The 18182-nt window shown below is 66.0% G+C and carries 17 protein-coding genes; 11 read left to right on the forward strand and 6 right to left on the reverse strand.

From position 1 onward, the window contains the following. Positions 1–32: 32 nt before the first annotated feature. The 7 genes from M6E97_RS26565 (at position 33) to M6E97_RS26595 (ending at position 8631) form a co-directional block, all read left to right on the forward strand. Entirely contained in the window at positions 33–1391 is a 1359-nt protein-coding gene (locus M6E97_RS26565; RefSeq protein WP_003084290.1) for a glutamine synthetase family protein, read from the forward strand. Between the two features lie 65 nt (positions 1392–1456). Beyond that, positions 1457–2827: a putrescine--pyruvate aminotransferase gene (spuC, locus tag M6E97_RS26570; RefSeq protein WP_003084297.1), complete on the forward strand. Its 1371-nt coding sequence runs from the start codon at positions 1457–1459 to the stop codon at positions 2825–2827. Positions 2828–2942: 115 nt separating this feature from the next. Beyond that, positions 2943–4046, forward strand: a complete 1104-nt coding sequence (gene spuD / locus M6E97_RS26575) for a putrescine-binding protein SpuD (RefSeq protein ID WP_003084299.1) — start codon at positions 2943–2945, stop codon at positions 4044–4046. Between the two features lie 418 nt (positions 4047–4464). After that, positions 4465–5562 (forward strand): spermidine-binding protein SpuE, encoded by a 1098-nt coding sequence (gene spuE, locus M6E97_RS26580; protein WP_003084301.1) that lies wholly within the window; start codon positions 4465–4467, stop codon positions 5560–5562. Between the two features lie 54 nt (positions 5563–5616). Continuing rightward, a complete protein-coding gene (potA, locus tag M6E97_RS26585) occupies positions 5617–6771 on the forward strand; it encodes a polyamine ABC transporter ATP-binding protein (protein WP_003084303.1) in 1155 nt (384 codons plus the stop codon). Positions 6772–6797: 26 nt separating this feature from the next. Beyond that, positions 6798–7679, forward strand: a complete 882-nt coding sequence (locus tag M6E97_RS26590) for an ABC transporter permease subunit (RefSeq protein ID WP_003121722.1) — start codon at positions 6798–6800, stop codon at positions 7677–7679. An 82-nt stretch (positions 7680–7761) separates the two neighbouring features. Then, positions 7762–8631 carry an ABC transporter permease subunit gene (locus M6E97_RS26595; protein ID WP_003084307.1) on the forward strand — a complete coding sequence of 290 codons (870 nt, stop codon included), beginning with the start codon at positions 7762–7764 and terminating at the stop codon, positions 8629–8631. Positions 8632–8808: 177 nt separating this feature from the next. Here M6E97_RS26595 and hacB read toward each other — a convergent pair whose 3' ends face one another. Then, positions 8809–11196 carry an N-acylhomoserine lactone acylase HacB gene (gene hacB / locus M6E97_RS26600; protein ID WP_033939716.1) on the reverse strand — a complete coding sequence of 796 codons (2388 nt, stop codon included), beginning with the start codon at positions 11194–11196 and terminating at the stop codon, positions 8809–8811. A 110-nt stretch (positions 11197–11306) separates the two neighbouring features. Here hacB and M6E97_RS26605 point away from each other — a divergent pair, with 110 nt between their 5' ends. After that, complete coding sequence (locus M6E97_RS26605; RefSeq protein WP_003112941.1) at positions 11307–12359, forward strand: AraC family transcriptional regulator; 1053 nt, start codon at positions 11307–11309, stop codon at positions 12357–12359. Here M6E97_RS26605 and M6E97_RS26610 read toward each other — a convergent pair. Together M6E97_RS26610 and M6E97_RS26615 are read right to left on the reverse strand one after the other, a co-directional pair. After that, complete coding sequence (locus tag M6E97_RS26610; protein ID WP_003112942.1) at positions 12338–12841, reverse strand: transcriptional regulator; 504 nt, start codon at positions 12839–12841, stop codon at positions 12338–12340. The genes M6E97_RS26605 and M6E97_RS26610 overlap by 22 nt on opposite strands. Before the next feature lie 104 nt (positions 12842–12945). Further along, complete coding sequence (locus M6E97_RS26615) at positions 12946–13557, reverse strand: DUF6436 domain-containing protein (RefSeq protein ID WP_003118762.1); 612 nt, start codon at positions 13555–13557, stop codon at positions 12946–12948. Positions 13558–13633: 76 nt separating this feature from the next. On the opposite strand from M6E97_RS26615, the gene M6E97_RS26620 reads away from it, so the two are divergent. Continuing rightward, positions 13634–14575, forward strand: a complete 942-nt coding sequence (locus tag M6E97_RS26620; RefSeq protein WP_023095103.1) for an alpha/beta hydrolase — start codon at positions 13634–13636, stop codon at positions 14573–14575. 19 nt (positions 14576–14594) lie between these two features. Here M6E97_RS26620 and M6E97_RS26625 read toward each other — a convergent pair whose 3' ends face one another. Continuing rightward, positions 14595–15347 carry a hypothetical protein gene (locus tag M6E97_RS26625; RefSeq protein ID WP_003110707.1) on the reverse strand — a complete coding sequence of 251 codons (753 nt, stop codon included), beginning with the start codon at positions 15345–15347 and terminating at the stop codon, positions 14595–14597. A 48-nt stretch (positions 15348–15395) separates the two neighbouring features. Here M6E97_RS26625 and M6E97_RS26630 point away from each other — a divergent pair, with 48 nt between their 5' ends. Beyond that, positions 15396–16094, forward strand: a complete 699-nt coding sequence (locus M6E97_RS26630) for a 2OG-Fe(II) oxygenase (RefSeq protein WP_004346716.1) — start codon at positions 15396–15398, stop codon at positions 16092–16094. A gap of 21 nt (positions 16095–16115) precedes the next feature. Here the strand turns inward: M6E97_RS26630 and M6E97_RS26635 are convergent, their stop codons facing one another. Beyond that, positions 16116–16670: a DUF6160 family protein gene (locus M6E97_RS26635; RefSeq protein WP_009315025.1), complete on the reverse strand. Its 555-nt coding sequence runs from the start codon at positions 16668–16670 to the stop codon at positions 16116–16118. Between the two features lie 265 nt (positions 16671–16935). Between M6E97_RS26635 and M6E97_RS26640 the strand changes: the two genes are divergently transcribed. Further along, a complete protein-coding gene (locus M6E97_RS26640) occupies positions 16936–17430 on the forward strand; it encodes a DUF523 domain-containing protein (RefSeq protein WP_003084333.1) in 495 nt (164 codons plus the stop codon). 4 nt (positions 17431–17434) lie between these two features. Here the strand turns inward: M6E97_RS26640 and M6E97_RS26645 are convergent, their stop codons facing one another. Continuing rightward, complete coding sequence (locus M6E97_RS26645; protein ID WP_003084339.1) at positions 17435–18127, reverse strand: amino acid ABC transporter permease; 693 nt, start codon at positions 18125–18127, stop codon at positions 17435–17437. Positions 18128–18182: the final 55 nt, after the last annotated feature.

Below are 18182 nucleotides of genomic sequence, written 5' to 3' on the forward strand. Positions count from 1 at the left end.
GTTGGGGCCGGACTCTCAACCCTGAGGTCTTTATGACTACCAAGTTAGACCAGCTGACCAGCTGGCTGAAGGAACGCAAGATCACCGAAGTGGAATGCCTGATTTCCGATCTGACAGGCATCGCCCGCGGCAAGATCTCGCCGACCAACAAATTCATCGCGGAAAAGGGCATGCGCCTGCCGGAGAGCGTTCTGCTGCAGACCGTCACCGGCGACTACGTGGAAGACGACATTTACTACGACCTGCTCGACCCGGCCGACATCGATATGGTCTGCCGCCCGGACGAGAATGCCGTGTTCCTCGTCCCCTGGGCCATCGAGCCCACCGCGATGGTGATCCACGACACCTTCGACAAGCTCGGCAATCCCATCGAGCTGTCGCCGCGCAACATCCTCAAGCGCGTGTTGAAGATGTATGCCGACAAGGGCTGGCGGCCGATCGTGGCGCCAGAGATGGAGTTCTACCTGACCAAGCGCAGCGACGACCCCGACTATCCGTTGCAGGCCCCGGTGGGCCGCTCCGGACGCCAGGAAACCGGGCGTCAGTCGTTCTCCATCGACGCCGCCAACGAGTTCGACCCGCTGTTCGAGGACATGTACGACTGGTGCGAGGCCCAGGGCCTTGACCTGGATACGCTGATCCACGAGGAAGGCACCGCGCAGATGGAGATCAACTTCCGTCATGGCGACGCCCTCGACCTGGCCGACCAGATCCTGGTGTTCAAGCGCACCATGCGCGAGGCCGCGCTCAAGCACAACGTCGCCGCGACCTTCATGGCCAAGCCGATGACCGGCGAGCCGGGCAGCGCGATGCACCTGCACCAGAGCATCGTCGACGTGAAGACCGGCAAGAACATCTTCTCCAATGCCGACGGCACCATGAGCGAGCTGTTCCTGCACCATATCGGCGGCCTGCAGAAGTTCATCCCGGAAGTGCTGCCGCTGTTCGCGCCCAACGTGAACTCGTTCCGCCGCTTCCTGCCCGATACCTCGGCGCCGGTGAACGTCGAGTGGGGCGAAGAGAACCGTACCGTCGGCCTGCGCGTGCCGGACTCCAGCCCGGAGAACCGCCGGGTCGAGAACCGTCTCGCCGGCGCCGACGCCAACCCTTACCTGGCGCTGGCTGCCAGCCTGCTGTGCGGCTACATCGGCATGGTCGAAGGCATCAAGCCGAGCGCCCAGGTCAAAGGTCGCGGCTATGAACGCCGCAACCTGCGCCTGCCGCTGACGATCGAAGCGGCGCTGGAGCGCATGGAGAACTGCAAGCCCCTCGAGCAGTATCTCGGCAGCAAGTTCATCAGCGGCTACGTCGCGGTGAAGCGTGCGGAGCACGAGAATTTCAAGCGGGTAATCAGCTCCTGGGAGCGGGAATTCCTCCTGCTTTCCGTTTGATCCTGACCGGGGGCGGCCGGCGTGGTCCGCCGCTCCCGGACAGTCTTGAATAGAAGAGGTGTGACATGAACAGCCAAATCACCAACGCCAAGACCCGTGAGTGGCAGGCGTTGAGCCGCGACCACCATCTGCCGCCGTTCACCGACTACAAGCAGTTGAACGAGAAGGGCGCGCGGATCATCACCAAGGCCGAAGGCGTCTATATCTGGGACAGCGAGGGCAACAAGATCCTCGATGCGATGGCCGGCCTCTGGTGCGTCAACGTCGGCTACGGCCGCGAGGAGCTGGTCCAGGCCGCCACCCGGCAGATGCGCGAGTTGCCGTTCTACAACCTGTTCTTCCAGACCGCCCACCCGCCGGTGGTCGAGCTGGCCAAGGCGATCGCCGACGTCGCTCCGGAAGGCATGAACCACGTGTTCTTCACCGGCTCCGGCTCCGAGGCCAACGACACCGTGCTGCGTATGGTCCGCCACTATTGGGCGACCAAGGGCCAGCCGCAGAAGAAAGTGGTGATCGGCCGCTGGAACGGCTACCACGGCTCCACCGTCGCCGGCGTCAGCCTGGGCGGCATGAAGGCGTTGCATGAGCAGGGTGATTTCCCCATCCCGGGCATCGTCCACATCGCCCAGCCCTACTGGTACGGCGAGGGCGGCGACATGTCGCCGGACGAATTCGGCGTCTGGGCCGCCGAGCAGCTGGAGAAGAAGATTCTCGAAGTGGGCGAGGAAAACGTCGCCGCCTTCATCGCCGAGCCGATCCAGGGCGCCGGCGGCGTGATCGTCCCGCCGGACACCTACTGGCCGAAGATCCGCGAGATCCTCGCCAAGTACGACATCCTGTTCATCGCCGACGAAGTGATCTGCGGCTTCGGCCGTACCGGCGAGTGGTTCGGCAGCCAGTACTACGGCAACGCCCCGGACCTGATGCCGATCGCCAAGGGCCTCACCTCCGGCTACATCCCCATGGGCGGGGTGGTGGTGCGCGACGAGATCGTCGAAGTGCTCAACCAGGGCGGCGAGTTCTACCACGGCTTCACCTATTCCGGTCACCCGGTGGCGGCCGCCGTGGCCCTGGAGAACATCCGCATCCTGCGCGAAGAGAAGATCATCGAGAAGGTGAAGGCGGAAACGGCACCGTATTTGCAGAAACGCTGGCAGGAGCTGGCCGACCACCCGTTGGTGGGCGAAGCGCGCGGGGTCGGCATGGTCGCCGCCCTGGAGCTGGTCAAGAACAAGAAGACCCGCGAGCGTTTCACCGACAAGGGCGTCGGGATGCTGTGCCGGGAACATTGTTTCCGCAACGGTTTGATCATGCGCGCGGTGGGCGACACTATGATTATCTCGCCGCCGCTGGTGATCGATCCGTCGCAGATCGATGAGTTGATCACCCTGGCGCGCAAGTGCCTCGATCAGACCGCCGCCGCCGTCCTGGCTTGAGTCCCTGAGCGGACTTTTGCCAGACTGCGCCAGTGCGTTGGCCAGGCTCACCGGGTGGTGACGCGATCGGTTGCGCCACCGCCCGGATACTTCAACAAAAATGGAGCTACCCCGCATGATGAAACGTTTCGGTAAGACCCTGCTCGCCCTGACCTTGGCGGGCTCTGTGGCCGGTATGGCGCAGGCTGCGGACAACAAGGTACTGCACGTCTACAACTGGTCCGACTACATCGCGCCGGACACCCTGGAGAAGTTCACCAAGGAAACCGGGATCAAGGTCGTCTACGACGTCTACGACAGCAACGAAGTGCTGGAAGCCAAGTTGCTGGCGGGCAAGTCCGGGTACGACGTGGTGGTGCCGTCCAACTCCTTCCTCGCCAAGCAGATCAAGGCCGGGGTCTACCAGAAGCTCGACAAGTCCAAGCTGCCGAACTGGAAGAACCTGAACAAGGACCTGATGCACACCCTGGAAGTCAGCGACCCGGGCAACGAGCATGCGATTCCCTACATGTGGGGCACCATCGGCATCGGCTACAACCCGGACAAGGTCAAGGCGGCCTTCGGCGACAATGCGCCGGTGGATTCCTGGGACCTGGTATTCAAGCCGGAGAACATCCAGAAGCTGAAGCAGTGCGGCGTCAGCTTCCTCGACTCGCCGACCGAGATTCTCCCGGCGGCCCTGCACTATCTCGGCTACAAGCCGGACACCGACAATCCCAAGGAACTCAAGGCGGCCGAAGAGCTGTTCCTGAAGATCCGTCCCTACGTCACCTACTTCCACTCGTCGAAGTACATTTCCGACCTGGCCAACGGCAACATCTGCGTCGCCATCGGCTACTCCGGCGACATCTACCAGGCCAAGTCCCGCGCCGAAGAGGCGAAGAACAAGGTCACCGTCAAGTACAACATTCCCAAGGAAGGCGCCGGCAGCTTCTTCGACATGGTCGCCATTCCCAAGGACGCCGAGAACACCGAGGGCGCCCTGGCCTTCGTCAACTTCCTGATGAAGCCGGAAATCATGGCCGAGATCACCGACGTGGTTCAGTTCCCCAACGGCAACGCGGCGGCCACCCCGCTGGTGTCCGAGGCGATCCGCAACGACCCGGGCATCTACCCGAGCGAAGAGGTCATGAAGAAGCTGTATACCTTCCCCGACCTGCCGGCCAAGACCCAGCGGGCGATGACCCGCAGCTGGACCAAGATCAAGTCCGGCAAGTGATCCGCGAGGAGCCCGGCGGCGCCTGAAGCCGCCGGCGCTCCGGCACGAGAGAACCGGAACGCGGCCGGGTTTCCTCCGGCCACGCTCCCCTGCGAAGAGGTTCGACTCTTTTGCCCGTTCGTCCAGACGCTTCCTCCTGGGGGCCCGACGACCGGACGCAGTATCGACGACGAAGACGCTGCCATGGGCGCTGCGCCAATCTGCCGCGCCGGGGCCGGTCGTGTCGCTCGCACCGGGGCCGAGGGCCCGGAAAACCTGAAACCAACACGCCGGTAGGGAACCCAGCTCACTCATGTTTCCCGGCGGAATCGTCGGGTTGTCATGAAACCCGAGTGATCTGGGCTTACATCGGCACTTGAAGAACACGGGTCGAACAGGCAGGGTGCTGCCGTGAAAAGGCCCGGAACAGGAGTCGGACATGCAACATTCCATTGGCAAGACACTGCTGGTAGCCGCTCTGGCTACGGCGATCGCGGGCCCCGTGCAGGCGGAGAAGAAGAGCCTGCACATCTATAACTGGACCGATTACATCGCTCCCACCACCCTCAAGGACTTCACCAAGGAGAGCGGGATCGACGTCAGCTACGACGTCTTCGACTCCAACGAGACCCTCGAGGGCAAGCTGGTCTCCGGCCACTCCGGTTACGACATCGTGGTGCCGTCGAACAACTTCCTCGGCAAGCAGATCCAGGCCGGTGCCTTCCAGAAGCTGGACAAGAGCAAGCTGCCGAACTGGAAGAACCTCGATCCGGCGCTGCTCAAGCAGCTGGAGGTCAGCGACCCGGGCAACCAGTACGCGGTTCCCTACCTGTGGGGCACCAACGGCATCGGTTACAACGTGGCCAAGGTCAAGGAAGTCCTCGGTGACCAGCCGATCGACTCCTGGGCCATCCTCTTCGAGCCGGAGAACATGAAGAAGCTCGCCAAGTGCGGCGTAGCCTTCATGGACAGCGGCGACGAGATGCTGCCCGCCGCCCTCAACTACCTGGGGCTGGACCCCAACACCCACGACCCGAAGGACTACAAGAAGGCCGAGGAAGTCCTGACCAAGGTTCGCCCCTACGTCAGCTACTTCCACTCCTCCAAGTACATCTCCGACCTGGCCAACGGCAACATCTGCGTCGCCTTCGGCTATTCCGGGGACGTCTTCCAGGCCGCTGCCCGCGCCGAAGAGGCCGGCAAGGGCATCGACATCCAGTACGTGATTCCCAAGGAAGGCGCCAACCTGTGGTTCGACCTGATGGCGATTCCCGCCGATGCCAAGGCCGCCGATAACGCCTATGCGTTCATCGACTACCTGCTGCGTCCGGAGGTGATCGCCAAGGTCAGCGACTATGTCGGCTACGCCAACGCGATACCGGGGGCCCGCCCGCTGATGGACAAGAGCGTCAGCGACAGCGAGGAGGTGTATCCGCCGCAGGCCGTGCTCGACAAGCTCTACGTTTCCGCCGTGTTGCCGGCCAAGGTGCTGCGCCTGCAGACCCGTACCTGGACCCGGATCAAGACCGGCAAATAAGTTCAAATTCCGCCCGGTAGCGTGACCGGGCTCAACGACTTGGGAGTTGTGGTAATGGCGATAGCCTCCGGTGCCTACAAGAAAGCCCTAGAGGGCAACCAGCAGCCGAAAGAGGTGCTGGTAAAGATCGACCGGGTAACCAAGCAGTTCGACGAGACGCTGGCGGTGGACACCGTGTCCCTGACCATCAACAAGGGCGAGATCTTCGCCCTGCTCGGCGGCTCCGGCTCGGGTAAATCCACCCTGTTGCGCATGCTCGCCGGTTTCGAGCGGCCCACCGAGGGGCGGATCTTCCTCGATGGCCAGGACATCACCGACCTGCCGCCCTACGAGCGACCGATCAACATGATGTTCCAGTCCTATGCGCTGTTCCCGCACATGAGCGTGGCGCAGAACATCGCCTTCGGCCTCAAGCAGGACGGCCTGCCCAAGGCCGAGATCGACGAGCGCGTGGCCGAGATGCTCAAGCTGGTGCACATGACCCAGTACGCCAAGCGCAAGCCGCACCAGCTCTCCGGCGGCCAGCGCCAGCGGGTGGCCCTGGCTCGCTCGCTGGCCAAGCGGCCGAAGCTGCTGCTGCTCGACGAGCCGATGGGCGCGCTGGACAAGAAGCTGCGCTCGCAGATGCAACTGGAACTGGTGGAGATCATCGAGCGCGTCGGCGTGACCTGCGTGATGGTGACCCACGACCAGGAAGAGGCCATGACCATGGCCCAGCGCATCGCCATCATGCACCTTGGCTGCATCGAGCAGATCGGCAGCCCGATGGACATCTACGAGACCCCGGCGAGCCGCCTGGTCTGCGAGTTCATCGGCAACGTCAACCTGTTCGACGGCGTGCTGGTGGAGGACGTGCAGGACCATGCGGTGATCGCCTGCCCGCAGCTGGAGAACCCGATCTACATCGGCCACGGCATCAGCACCCGCGCCGAGGACAAGCGCATCACCTACGCGCTGCGGCCGGAGAAAGTGATGATCAGCGCGCAGAAGCCGGACAACCTGGAACACGCCGGGCACAACTGGGCCCAGGGCACCGTCTACGACATCGCCTACCTTGGCGGCCACTCGGTGTACTACATCAAGCTGGCCTCCGGGATGATCGTCCAGGCCTTCATGGCCAACGCCGAGCGCCACGTCGCCCGGCCGACCTGGGACCAGTCGGTGTACATCAGCTGGTACGACGACAGCGGCGTGGTACTGCAGTCATGAAATTCGCCAACAGCCTGAAAAAGCGCATGCCCACCGGGCGGCATGCGGTCATCGGGGTGCCGTTCCTGTGGCTCTTCCTGTTCTTCCTGCTGCCCTTCGCCATCGTGCTGAAGATCAGCCTGGCGGAAGCGGACGTGGCCATCCCGCCCTACACCGAGATCTTCGCCTACGCGGACCAGCAGTTGCAGGTGCTCCTCAACCTCGGCAACTACCTGATGCTGACCGATGACCCGCTCTACATCGATGCCTACCTCGGCTCGCTGAAGATGGCCTTCATCAGTACCCTGATCTGCCTGCTGGTGGGCTACCCGATGGCCTACGCCATCGCCCGCTCCAGCCAGTCCTCGCAGACCGTCCTGCTGCTGCTGATCATGATGCCGACCTGGACGGCGATCCTGATCCGGGTCTACGCCTGGATGGGCATCCTTTCCAACAACGGCCTGCTCAACAGCGTACTGATGGGGCTGGGGCTCATCAGCGAGCCGCTGACCATCCTCAACACCAACATCGCGGTGTACATCGGCATCGTCTATTCCTACCTGCCGTTCATGATCCTGCCGCTCTACGCCAACCTGGTGAAGCACGACCCGAGCCTGCTGGAGGCCGCTTCCGACCTGGGCGCGCGTAACTTCACCAGCTTCTGGAAGATCACCGTGCCGCTGTCGAAGAACGGCATCATCGCCGGCTGTATGCTGGTGTTCATCCCGGCGGTGGGCGAGTTCGTCATCCCGGAACTGCTCGGCGGCCCCGAGACCCTGATGATCGGCAAGGTGCTCTGGCAGGAGTTCTTCAACAACCGCGACTGGCCGGTGGCGTCCGCCCTGGCGGTGGTAATGCTGGCGATCCTGATCATCCCGATCATCCTGTTCAACAAGAACCAGGCCAAAGAACTGGAGGGCAAGGTATGAGCCAGCACAGCGTATCCCGCTCCGTATCCCGTTCAACAGGCTCTCCATCCAGAAGCGTGGCCAAAGAACTGGAGGGCAAGGTATGAAGCGCTGGAATTTCTCCAACGTCATGTTGATCGTCGGCCTGCTCTTCATCTACCTGCCGATGCTGATCCTGGTGATCTATTCGTTCAACGCCTCCAAGCTGGTGACGGTGTGGGGCGGCTGGTCGGTAAAGTGGTACGTCGGCCTGCTGGACAACACCCAACTGGTCAGTTCGGTCGGCCGCTCCCTGGAGATCGCCTTCTATACGGCGTTCTCCTCGGTGCTCCTCGGCACCCTGGCGGCCTTCGTCCTCACCCGTATCCCGCGCTTCCGCGGTCGTACGCTGTTCGGCGGCATGGTCACCGCGCCGCTGGTGATGCCGGAAGTGATCACCGGCCTGTCGCTGCTGCTGTTGTTCGTGGCCATGGCGCAACTGATCGGCTGGCCGCAGGAACGGGGTATCGTGACCATCTGGATCGCCCACACCAGCTTCTGCTCGTCCTACGTGGCGGTGGTGGTGTCGGCGCGCCTGCGTGAACTCGACCTGTCGATCGAGGAAGCGGCGATGGACCTGGGCGCCAAGCCCTGGAAGGTGTTCCTGCTGATCACCATCCCGATGATCGCGCCCTCGCTGGCGGCGGGCGGCATGATGTCCTTCGCCCTGTCGCTGGACGACCTGGTACTGGCCAGCTTCGTCTCCGGACCCGGCTCGACCACCTTGCCGATGGAAGTGTTCTCGGCGGTACGCCTGGGCGTGAAGCCGGAGATCAACGCGGTGGCCAGCCTGATCCTGCTGAGCGTTTCGCTGTTCACCTTCTTCGCCTGGTACTTCACTCGCCAGGCCGAGGAGCGGCGTCGCCGGGCGATCCAGCAGGCGATGGAAGAGACCGCGACCGACTGGCAGAAAGGCTCGCCGACCCCGGCCTGAGCCCTCCGCCGAAAAGAAAAGGCCACCTGCGGGTGGCCTTTTTCATTGGCGTGTCGGTGGCAGGAAATGCCTGGCTACGCTCCGTAGGGCGACGCCCGAGGCGTTATCCGCCGATACCCCGTTGTACCCGGCGGACAACCACCATGCGGCTACTCGCCCGACCCCACGCCGGCCGGCTCAGCGCTTCGGTTCCAGCACCAGCACGCCCTTGCTGTTCGCCTTCACCTCGTTTTCCTCGTAGTGCTGCGGCAGGTAGTGGCCCTCGATGTAGGCCTCGGCCTGGTCGTCGTAGTGGCCGTCGAAGGGCACGCCGCTCTGCCCGACCGGGTTGATGCCGAGGCTGTGGGTCGGGTCGGCGAAGTCCACCAGGCGCCGGGTCGATGGACCGTAGGTGACCGCCCAGGGGGCCGGGCCGATCTTCGCCGACAGATTGTTCGGTACCTCGTGGGTGCCGGGGGCGGCGAACGGACCGACGTTGAGAAGGCGCCTGAGCAGCGCCTGCTGGCCCAGGGCGTGCTCGTGGGTCAGGGTATGCGCCTTGCCCCACAGCCAGCCGGACGGGTCGTTGCCGAGGGTGCCGCGCAGATGCGCGAGGGAGGCGTTCCAGGCGGCCCTGACGATATCCGCGCGGGTTTCCCGGCGTTCTGTGCGGGGGTCGTCCCACCAGGGCGAGTCGGCGTCGCCAGCCAGCCGAGGCAGCGCGCTGTCGATGGCGCGGGTGGCGATCAGGCTGTCGAAGAAGGCATCGCCCAGTTCGTCGTGCAAGGCGCCCTCGGCAATCTGGAACAGCAACTGGTTGAACAGCGTGGCGGCGGTCGAGTCGACCGGGTAGTCGCCGTTCCAGGCCGCCAGTTGTTCGACCAGGCGCTTGCCTTCGGCGTCGTCGACCACCTCGCGCAGGACCGGCAGCAAGGGTGCGAGCAGGCGCGGCGCGTAGCCGGTGCGACTGCCGAGTTGCAGCGCGCGGCTGTTGTCCAGGTTCCATTTGGTGCCGCGGTCGGCCAGTTGGGTATCCAGCCACTGGCCGCGGTCCGCCAGGTTGTAGTAGCCGGGAATCGGCCGGCCATTGGCCGGGACCGGCTGGAAGTTGGCGGAGACGATGTAGCCGCGCGCCGGGTTTTCCTCCTGCGGGTTGTCGGCGAACGGATAGAAGCCGGACTTGTCCGCCTCGCCCTTGCTGCCGTCGAGGATGAAGCTCGGGTTCACCCCCTCCGGCCGCTTCGGCAGGGCCGCCGAGGCCCACCAGCCGATATCGCCGGCGGCGTTGGCCCAGACCAGGTTGAGTCCTGGCGAATGGATCTTCGAGGCCGCCGCGCGGGCCTTGGCCAGGGTATCGGCGCGATTCAGCTGGTAGAAGGCGTCGAGCACCGGGTTCTCGGTCTCGAGGAAAGCCCACCACATGGCGATCGGGGTCTTGCCGGAGCTGGCGCCGAGCGCGTCGTTGACGATCGGACCGTGGGGCGAGCGGCGCAGGGTGAGCTTCACCGGGGCGGCGCCCTTGACCGCGATTTCCTGCTCCTCGCTCTGCAGGTCGACCCATTTGCCCTGGTACCAGACCTGGTTGGGGTTGTCCGGGTTGACCTTCTCGGCGACCAGGTCGAGGTCGTCGTTCTGGAACATCGTCAGGCTCCAGCCGAACGCACGGTTGTGGCCCAGCGAGGCGAAGGGGTTGAGCGCCTGGTGGTGGCCATAGAGTTCGAAGCCGGGCGCGCTCAGCTGGGCCTCGTACCATACCGCCGGCGCGGCGAAGCGGATATGCGGGTCGCCGGCCAGCAGGGGCTTGCCGCTGGCGGTGCGGCTGCCGGCGACGACCCAGGCGTTGCTGCCCTCGAACTGCGGCAGGCCGGCGTCCTCCAGGGCCTGCTGGCTGAGACGGGCGAGGGCGCCGAGGTCCTTCCAGTCGCCGGCGCCCAGTGCGCCGGAGGGCGTCAGCACGCCCTGCGGATGCCAGTCGAGATCGAAGATGCGCAGGTAGTCGCTGCCCAGTTCGTCGCGGATGTAGGTCAGCACCGGCTCGGTGCGGAAGGCGGCGGCGAAGCTGTAGGCCATGTAGCCGGCGATGCTCAGGGTATCTTCGGGGGTGAAGGGACGCCTGGGTATGCCCAGCAGGTCGAATTCGAGCGGCGCCGGGTTGTTTTCCTGGAACTGGTTGACCCCGTCCAGATAGGCCTCCAGCACCTTCCAGGGCTGCGACTGCTTGTCCTGGCGGGCGCTGTATTCGGCGGCGTGGTCGCGGATGCGCAGGGTGCGGAACAGACGGTCGGTATCCACCAGCTTGGCTCCGAGCACTTCGGCCAGCTCGCCGCGCGCCAGGCGCCGCAGCATTTCCATCTGGAACAGGCGGTCCTGGGCGTGCACGTAGCCGAGGGCGCGGTAGAGGTCGGTCTGGTTCTGCGCGTACAGGTGCGGAACCCCGCGCTCGTCGTAGCGCACGTCGACCGGCGCCTGCAGGTGGGCCAGGGCGAGCGAGCCGTTGCGGAGCGGCTGCTTGGCATGGAGGTACCAGGCGCCGCCGGCAGCCGCGGCGGCGACCGCCACGGCGATCACGGTCAGGGTGCGTTTCATCGATCCTTTCTCCTTGTTGTAGTGCCGAGCATTCTGCGGATGCCGCCGGCCTGCGGCATTGACCGAATGCTCGGACCCTGGAAGTCTTTGGTCAATCGCGAGGAGCCGCCATGCAGGACGACCCGTCTACCAGCCCCCTGACCCATTCCGCCACGTTGCGGCGTCTGTTGTATGAAGCCCTGGACGCCCTCGGGCTCGACCCCACCCGCGTCTACCGCAGCGTCTACCGGCGTATCCCGCTGCCGCCGCCGACCCTGGGCGGCCGCCTGGTGCATGACAACGCCCCGTTGTTCTGGACCGAGCTGGCGGCGGTGACCGGCGATGCCGACATCGGCCTGCACCTGGGCGAGGCAATGAAGCCGCGCCTGCTCGATGTGGTCGGCTACCTGCTGCTGTCCGCGCGCGACCTGGAGGAGGCGCTGCGCAGCTTCGTGCGTTTCCAGCACATTCTCTCCGGCGGTTTCGCCGCGCGCCTCGAGGTCGAAGGGGAAACGGCAAGGCTGATCCTCGACATCAACTACCTGGGCTATGCCTCGCTGCGCCAGCAGATCGAATGCCTGATGCTGCTGTTCCTCAAGCTGCTGGCGCTGATCAGCGACGACGAGTTCGTCGCCGAGCGCATCGAGTTCCGCCACCGAGCCCCGCCGCGGCTGGGCGAACACCGCCGGTTGTTCGGCAGGCTGCCGCTGTTCTCGCGGCCGCACGATGCCCTGGTGTTTTCCGCCGCCTTGCTGCGGCGTCCTTCGCGCAACGCCAATCCGGACATGCATGACGTGCTGACCCGCCACGCGGAAGAACAGTCCCGCGAACTCAGCGAGAACCGCTTGCTCAATCGCGTGCGCTACCTGATCGAGCTGCGCCTCGGGGAGGGCTATGGCTTGCGCCAGTGCGCGGCGGAGCTGGGTCTTGGCAGCGGTGCCTTGCAGCGTGCGCTGGCCGCTGGCGGAGCGAGTTTCCGGCAGGTTCGCGATGAGGTTCGCCGGCAGCGGGCGAGCGAGATGCTGTTGGCCGGTCGCGCCATCCGCGAGGTGGCCAAGGCTTGCGGGTTCGCCGAGCTGTCGCCGTTCTACCGGGCCTTTCGCCGCTGGCACGCCGCGCCCCCGGAGCAATACAGGGCGCGGCTGGCGAAGCGGGAAGAGGGTTACTCGACCAGCGGTACCTGACGGCCGATCTCCAGGGTGGCGATGGCGTCGAGCTGGATCTCGATCTGCAGGAAGCGCATGGCGCGCTTGGGCGAGACGTTCTTGGCGATGCGCTTGACGTACTTGTCGCGCAGTTCCAGACGGTCCTCCTGGAGGTCGTCGACACGCTCGATCAGCTTGCTCGCCTGGTCGTCGCTGACGTTGCCGCTGTTGTAGGCCTGGGCGTAGTCGAGCAGGAGCTTGAGGGTTTCCTTGCTGAGCTTGTCCGACTCGGTGCGGTAGGTGTTGTAGATCGGCCAGAACTTCTCGCCTTCCTGGTCGGTGAGGTTCATGTTGGCCTCGACGATGCGCTTGCGCTTGTAGTCGACGTCGGCCAGGTCGTTCTGGATCTGCGCCTGGTGCTCCTTCATCAGTTCCTTGCTGCTGGGCTGAGGGTCGTTCTGGGCGGCCATCAGCGGCAGGCTGACGAGGGCGAGCAGGGCGAGGGTGGGACGTAGGGACATGCAGCGACTCCTTGGTTCGGCAACGGCCCCTCGTGGGCCGACCCGGGCAGTGTAGCCGCTACGCCTTCCGGCGCCCCCTCCGGAAGGCCCGGTGTTGAGCCAGGTCAGCCTTTTTCCGGGGTCCAGGGGCAGTAGCAACCCACGGCGAGGGTATGGGTGGCATCCACCGGACGTCCCTGCAGCAGCGCTTCGAGGATCGGTTCGATGAAGCTGTTGCTGGAGGTGCATACCGCGCCCTCGCTATAGGGGCCGAAGTAGGCCAGGCGGCCGTCGCGGTCCCAGATCGCCACGGCCGGGCTGGCCGGCAACTGCTCGGAACCGGGCAGACCGGCGAGGGGGCGCAGGGCGGCCAGGTTGTCCGGCAGGCGGCCCTGGCTGCCAGGCTTCTGCAGGACATGGAACTCCACGCCCTTGCCGGCGAAGCGTTCGATCAGCTCGCCGAGGTGCTGCTGGTTGCCGACGTTGCAGGGGCAGGCCGGGTCCCAGAAATGCACCAGGCGGATCGCCCCCGGCCCGGCCAGCTCGGCCGGCAGGCGCAGGCTGTCGCCGGAGAACAGGGTGGTCTGCTCGCTGAACGGGCGGATGTAGCGGATCTCGAACCACCAGTAGGCGGCGAGCAGGCCGCCGGCCCAGAGCAGGCCGACCAGGCTGACGAGGAGCGTCTTGCGGCGGGGAGTCATGGCATTCACACGGAAAACGGGTGCCAAGCTTGCCATGTGTTCGCGCGCAGCTGAATATCCCTGGGTTTCGCCCGTGGCCCGGCCACGAATCGATTGCAGCCCGGAACCGCCGATGTCAGAAGCCTTCAACCCCGATTACCTGCGCCAGCACCTGCGACCCTTGGCCGCGGCCGAGGCGGACGCCGCCGTCCTCGCCTACCAGGCCTACTACGGCCTGGACCTGCGCTCCCGCCATCCGCGCCTGCAAGCGCGGCTCGGCAGCATGGCGGTCGACGGGCGCCGCCTGGCGGTGCAGGCCTGGCTGCTGCCGGAAGCGCGCGGCAGCCTGTTGCTGATGCATGGCTATTACGACCACATGGGACTGTATCGGCACGTGGTCGACTGGGCGCTGGGCATGGGCTTCTCCGTGCTCGCCTGCGACCTGCCGGGGCATGGCCTGTCCGAAGGCGAGCGGGCCAGCATCCGCGACTTCGCCGAATACCAGGCGGTGTTCGAAGGCCTGCTGGGCCAGGCTGCCGAACTCGACCTGGCGGCGCCCTGGCACCTCTGCGGACAAAGCACCGGCGGGGCGATCCTGCTGGACTACCTGCTGCACGGCGGCGAACGTCCCGAGCTGGGCGAGACGATTCTCCTGGCGCCGCTGGTGCGTCCGCGCGCCTGGGGCTGGTCGAAGCTCAGCTACCGCCTGCTGAGTCCTTTCGTCGATTCGATCCCGCGGCGCTTCTCGGAGAACTCCAGCGATCCGCAGTTCCTCGACTTCCTCCGCGAGCACGATCCGTTGCAGCCGCGCACCCTGCCGACCGCCTGGGTCGGCGCGCTAACCCGCTGGGTGCCGCGCATCGAGCGGGCGCCTCGGCGTGCCCTGAGCCCCCTGGTGGTGCAGGGCGAGTCCGACGAGACGGTGGACTGGCGCCATGGCCTGAAGGTGCTGCGGGAGAAATTCGACGAGCCGCGGATACTGTTGCTGGAAGAGGCGCGCCATCACCTGGCGAACGAAAGCGAGGGGCTGCGGCGGCGCTATTTCGATTTCCTGAGCGACGCGCTGGGGGCCTGAGTTCCAGGCCCCGCGGCGATCAGTGGGCGACCGCCTGGTCCACCGCCAGGCCGGCTTTCAGCGCCGCCAGGGCCGCCTGGTAGTAGCTGCGGCCGGCCGGCGACTCGGCGAAGTTCACGTACTGGGTGAGTTCCGTGTCGGAGAGATCGCGGTAGACATACAGCAGGGTGTTCTCCAGGTCCGCGCCGATCTGCTGCACCAGGCGCTGGCGCTGGCCTTCCAGCAACTGGCCGGTCTGTCCGCCGCCAAGCAGGCCGGGGAGGCCCGGAAGCATCTGGCTGAGGCTGTCGGCGGCGACCCCGGCCAGGGCCAGGCTGACTTCCGCACCGGCCTCTCGGGCCGGAAGGACCTGGGCCAGGCGCTTGACCAGGGCCCGGCGTGGCTCGCTGGCGGTCTGCCGCGGCAGGCCGTTGCTGTGCTGGAGCAACTGGTCGCGGCGGGTGGCGAGCACCTCGGCGGCGACCACCTTGCGCCCCAGCGGCGACTCGAAGAAATTCAGCGGGCTGGCGCTGTCCGGCAGGTTCTCGCGCAGGCCGTTGAGGGCGCGCTGGTCGACTTCGGCCGGGGCGAAGCGGCGATTGCTGTTGTCCACCAGGGTCTGGTAGAGCGCGGGTGGCAGCTTGTCCTGGTAGCGCTTCTGGGCCGCGTCCAGGGCATCGCTGAAATGCGCGCGCTGGTCGGGCCAGCCAGCGGCCTGGTACAGGCGTTGATAAGGGTCGGCCAGGGCGGGCAGACCAACCAGCAGTAAAGCGAAGGCGAGCAAAGCGCGCATTGATACTCCTTTGGCGGCGAAAGCCTCGTCGTTCGGGTGGTGCCGTCCATGGGGCGCTATTGTCGACATGCGGCGGACCGCTTGTCGAGACACCGGGGCGGCACGCTACAATGGACAATGCACATCAACGTCAATCATCCACTCCTGCATCGCATCGTCGATGAACTGGTCGACCAGGGCTGGTCGCACCAGAGCATCTTCATGCCTGAGCGTCTGACCACCAGACTGGCCGAAGAGTGCCGCACCCGTGCGGTCGCGGGCGACCTGACCCCGGCGGGGATCGGCCGCGGCGACGGCCAGGTGATCCGCGAAGGCATCCGCGGCGACCTCACGCAATGGCTGGAGCCCGGAGAATCCGAGGCCTGCGACGAATACCTGGGGGTGATGGACAGCTTGCGCCAGGCGCTCAACGCCTCGCTGTTCCTCGGCCTCGAGGATTTCGAGTGCCACTTCGCGCTGTACCCGCCGGGCGCCTATTACCAGAAGCATGTCGATCGTTTCCGCGACGACGACGCACGCACCGTCTCCGCGGTTCTCTACCTCAACGATGCCTGGTTGCCCGAGCATGGCGGCGCGCTGCGCCTGCACCTGCCGCAGCGGCAGGTGGACATCCAGCCGACGGGCGGTAGCCTGGTGGTGTTCATGTCCGCCGGCACCGAGCACGAAGTCCTGCCCGCCAGCCGCGACCGGCTGTCGCTGACCGGCTGGTTCCGCCGGCGCAACGAATCCCTCCTGCAACTCTCCTGAACCCTCGGCGGGGTCGCCGCCTCAGTGACCCCAGACCTTGATCGTGCCGCGCAGGTCGGTGATGTCGCGCAGTTCGATGCGGCCGATCGAGTTGTCACCGATGTACAGGTCGCTGGCCACCCGCAGGCGGATGCGCTGCGCCGGCAGGCCGCTGGCGATCAACTGGTCGTTGATGGTGGCGAGGTCCGGCAGGCTGATCGCCAGTTGCTGCCCGCCGCCGCTGCCGGTGGTCACGTCCAGTGCCAGGGTCGGCTGCTCGACGCCGAAGATCGGCAGGCTCAGGCCGAGCTGGGCGGCGCCCAGGGGGATGTTGCCGCCGCGCCCGTCCGGGCAGTCGCCGACCTTCACGCAGCCGTTGTCGATCACCAGGTTGCGCAGCGAGAGGCTGCCGCCGTCGTCCACCCAGGCGACCCTGGCCGCGCCGGCGCGCAGGTCCAGGCGCAGGCTGATGCCGGCCTGGCCGGTGACCTGGCTGAGACTGTCGTTGTCCAGGGCCTCCATGGCCGCCTGGCTGGCAGCGCTGGCGAGCAGCGCGGGGGCCAGGAAAAACGGTAGAAGCGAGCGGGTCGGGAGCATGACGGGCGGGTCCTTCGCGGTTGCGCGGGAAGCCAGTCTGCTCGGGGCGGCGGAGGTTCGCCATGGGCCGCCCGCAGTTCTATCCTAAGGATCGGCAAGAAATAGCCCTGGTCCCCGCCATACGGGCGCTGGAGCGCTACCGCGAGGCCTAACTCCGGTTGGGTCGAGGGCGGGTTTCCCCGGTGCTTCCCGGCTACTGTTACCGGGCGTGACCATCGGTGAGCGGCAGGCTACTCTGTGTGCCTGTCAAAGGGGTGGAGCATCCATGCAGAAGGTTCTGGTCAGCCGTTGCCTGCTGGGCCACCTGGTGCGCTACGACGGTGGCAGCCATGGCCCGTTCGACCTGCTCTCGCGCTGGCATGCGCAGGGGCGGATCGTCGCCCTTTGCCCGGAGGTCGCCGGCGGCCTGCCGACGCCCCGCCCGCCAGCGGAGATCCCCGGCGGCCAGGGCGGCGAAGTGCTGGACCGGCTGAACCGGGTCTTCACCGTCGACGGCGAGGATGTCAGCGAAGCATTCCTGCTGGGTGCGGAGGCGGCAGTGGAGCTGGTCCGCCGCCATGACATCCGGATGGCCGTGCTCAAGGCGCGCAGTCCTTCCTGCGGCAACCTGGAGAACTACGACGGGCGCTTCAACGGCAGCCGGGTCGCCGGCGAGGGCGTGACCGCCGCCGCCCTCAAGCGCATGGGCGTGCTGGTCTTCAACGAAGACGAGCTGGACCGCGCCGCGGTCTGCCTGGCCGGCCTCGACGCCGGCGGCTGAACGCTCAGCGCCGCAGCGGCGCGGTCAGGCGGTTCTCCAGGGCTTTCTGCACACGCTCGAAGAGCGCCGAAAGCAGCCAGTAGATCCCGGCGGCAGCGAGATAGAGCGGCAGCGGCTGGAAGGTCTCGGCGATGACCTCCTTGGTCGCCAGCATCAGCTCGGTCACGGTGATCACGGAGATCAGCGAAGTGTCCTTGATCAGGCTGATCAGGCTGTTCGACAGGCTCGGCACCGCCAGGCGCAGGGCCTGCGGAGTGATGATGTTCCACAGGGTCTGGCCCCAGGTCAGGCCGACCGAGAGCCCGGCTTCCCATTGTCCCTTGTCGATGCCGAGGATCGCCCCGCGCATGGACTCCGAGAGATAGGCCGCGACATTCAGGGTCAGCGCCAGGATGCCCGCGGTGACCGGGGTGAACTCGATGCCGACGCTCGGCAGCCCGTAGTACAGGACGAAGATCTGCACCAGCAGTGGCGTCCCGCGGAAGGCGCTGACGTAGACCGCGGCGATCTGCGAGACCACCGGCACCTTGGTCACCCGGACCACCGCGACGCTGAAGCCGAGGATCAGGCCCAGGACCATCGATACCGCGGCGAACAGCACGGTATACATCGCGCCCTGGAGCAGGAAGGGCCAGGCCATCCCGAGCAGCTCGACCAGGTTGGCGAGCCATTCGAGCAATTTCTGCAGCGAATTCATTCAACACTCCATCGACAAACACGACGGCCGCGTCCCTCGGACGCGGCCGCTTCCC

The sequence above is a fragment of the Pseudomonas sp. B111 genome (assembly GCF_026428275.1).
In the GTDB taxonomy this organism is placed as follows: Bacteria; Pseudomonadota; Gammaproteobacteria; order Pseudomonadales; family Pseudomonadaceae; genus Pseudomonas; species Pseudomonas aeruginosa.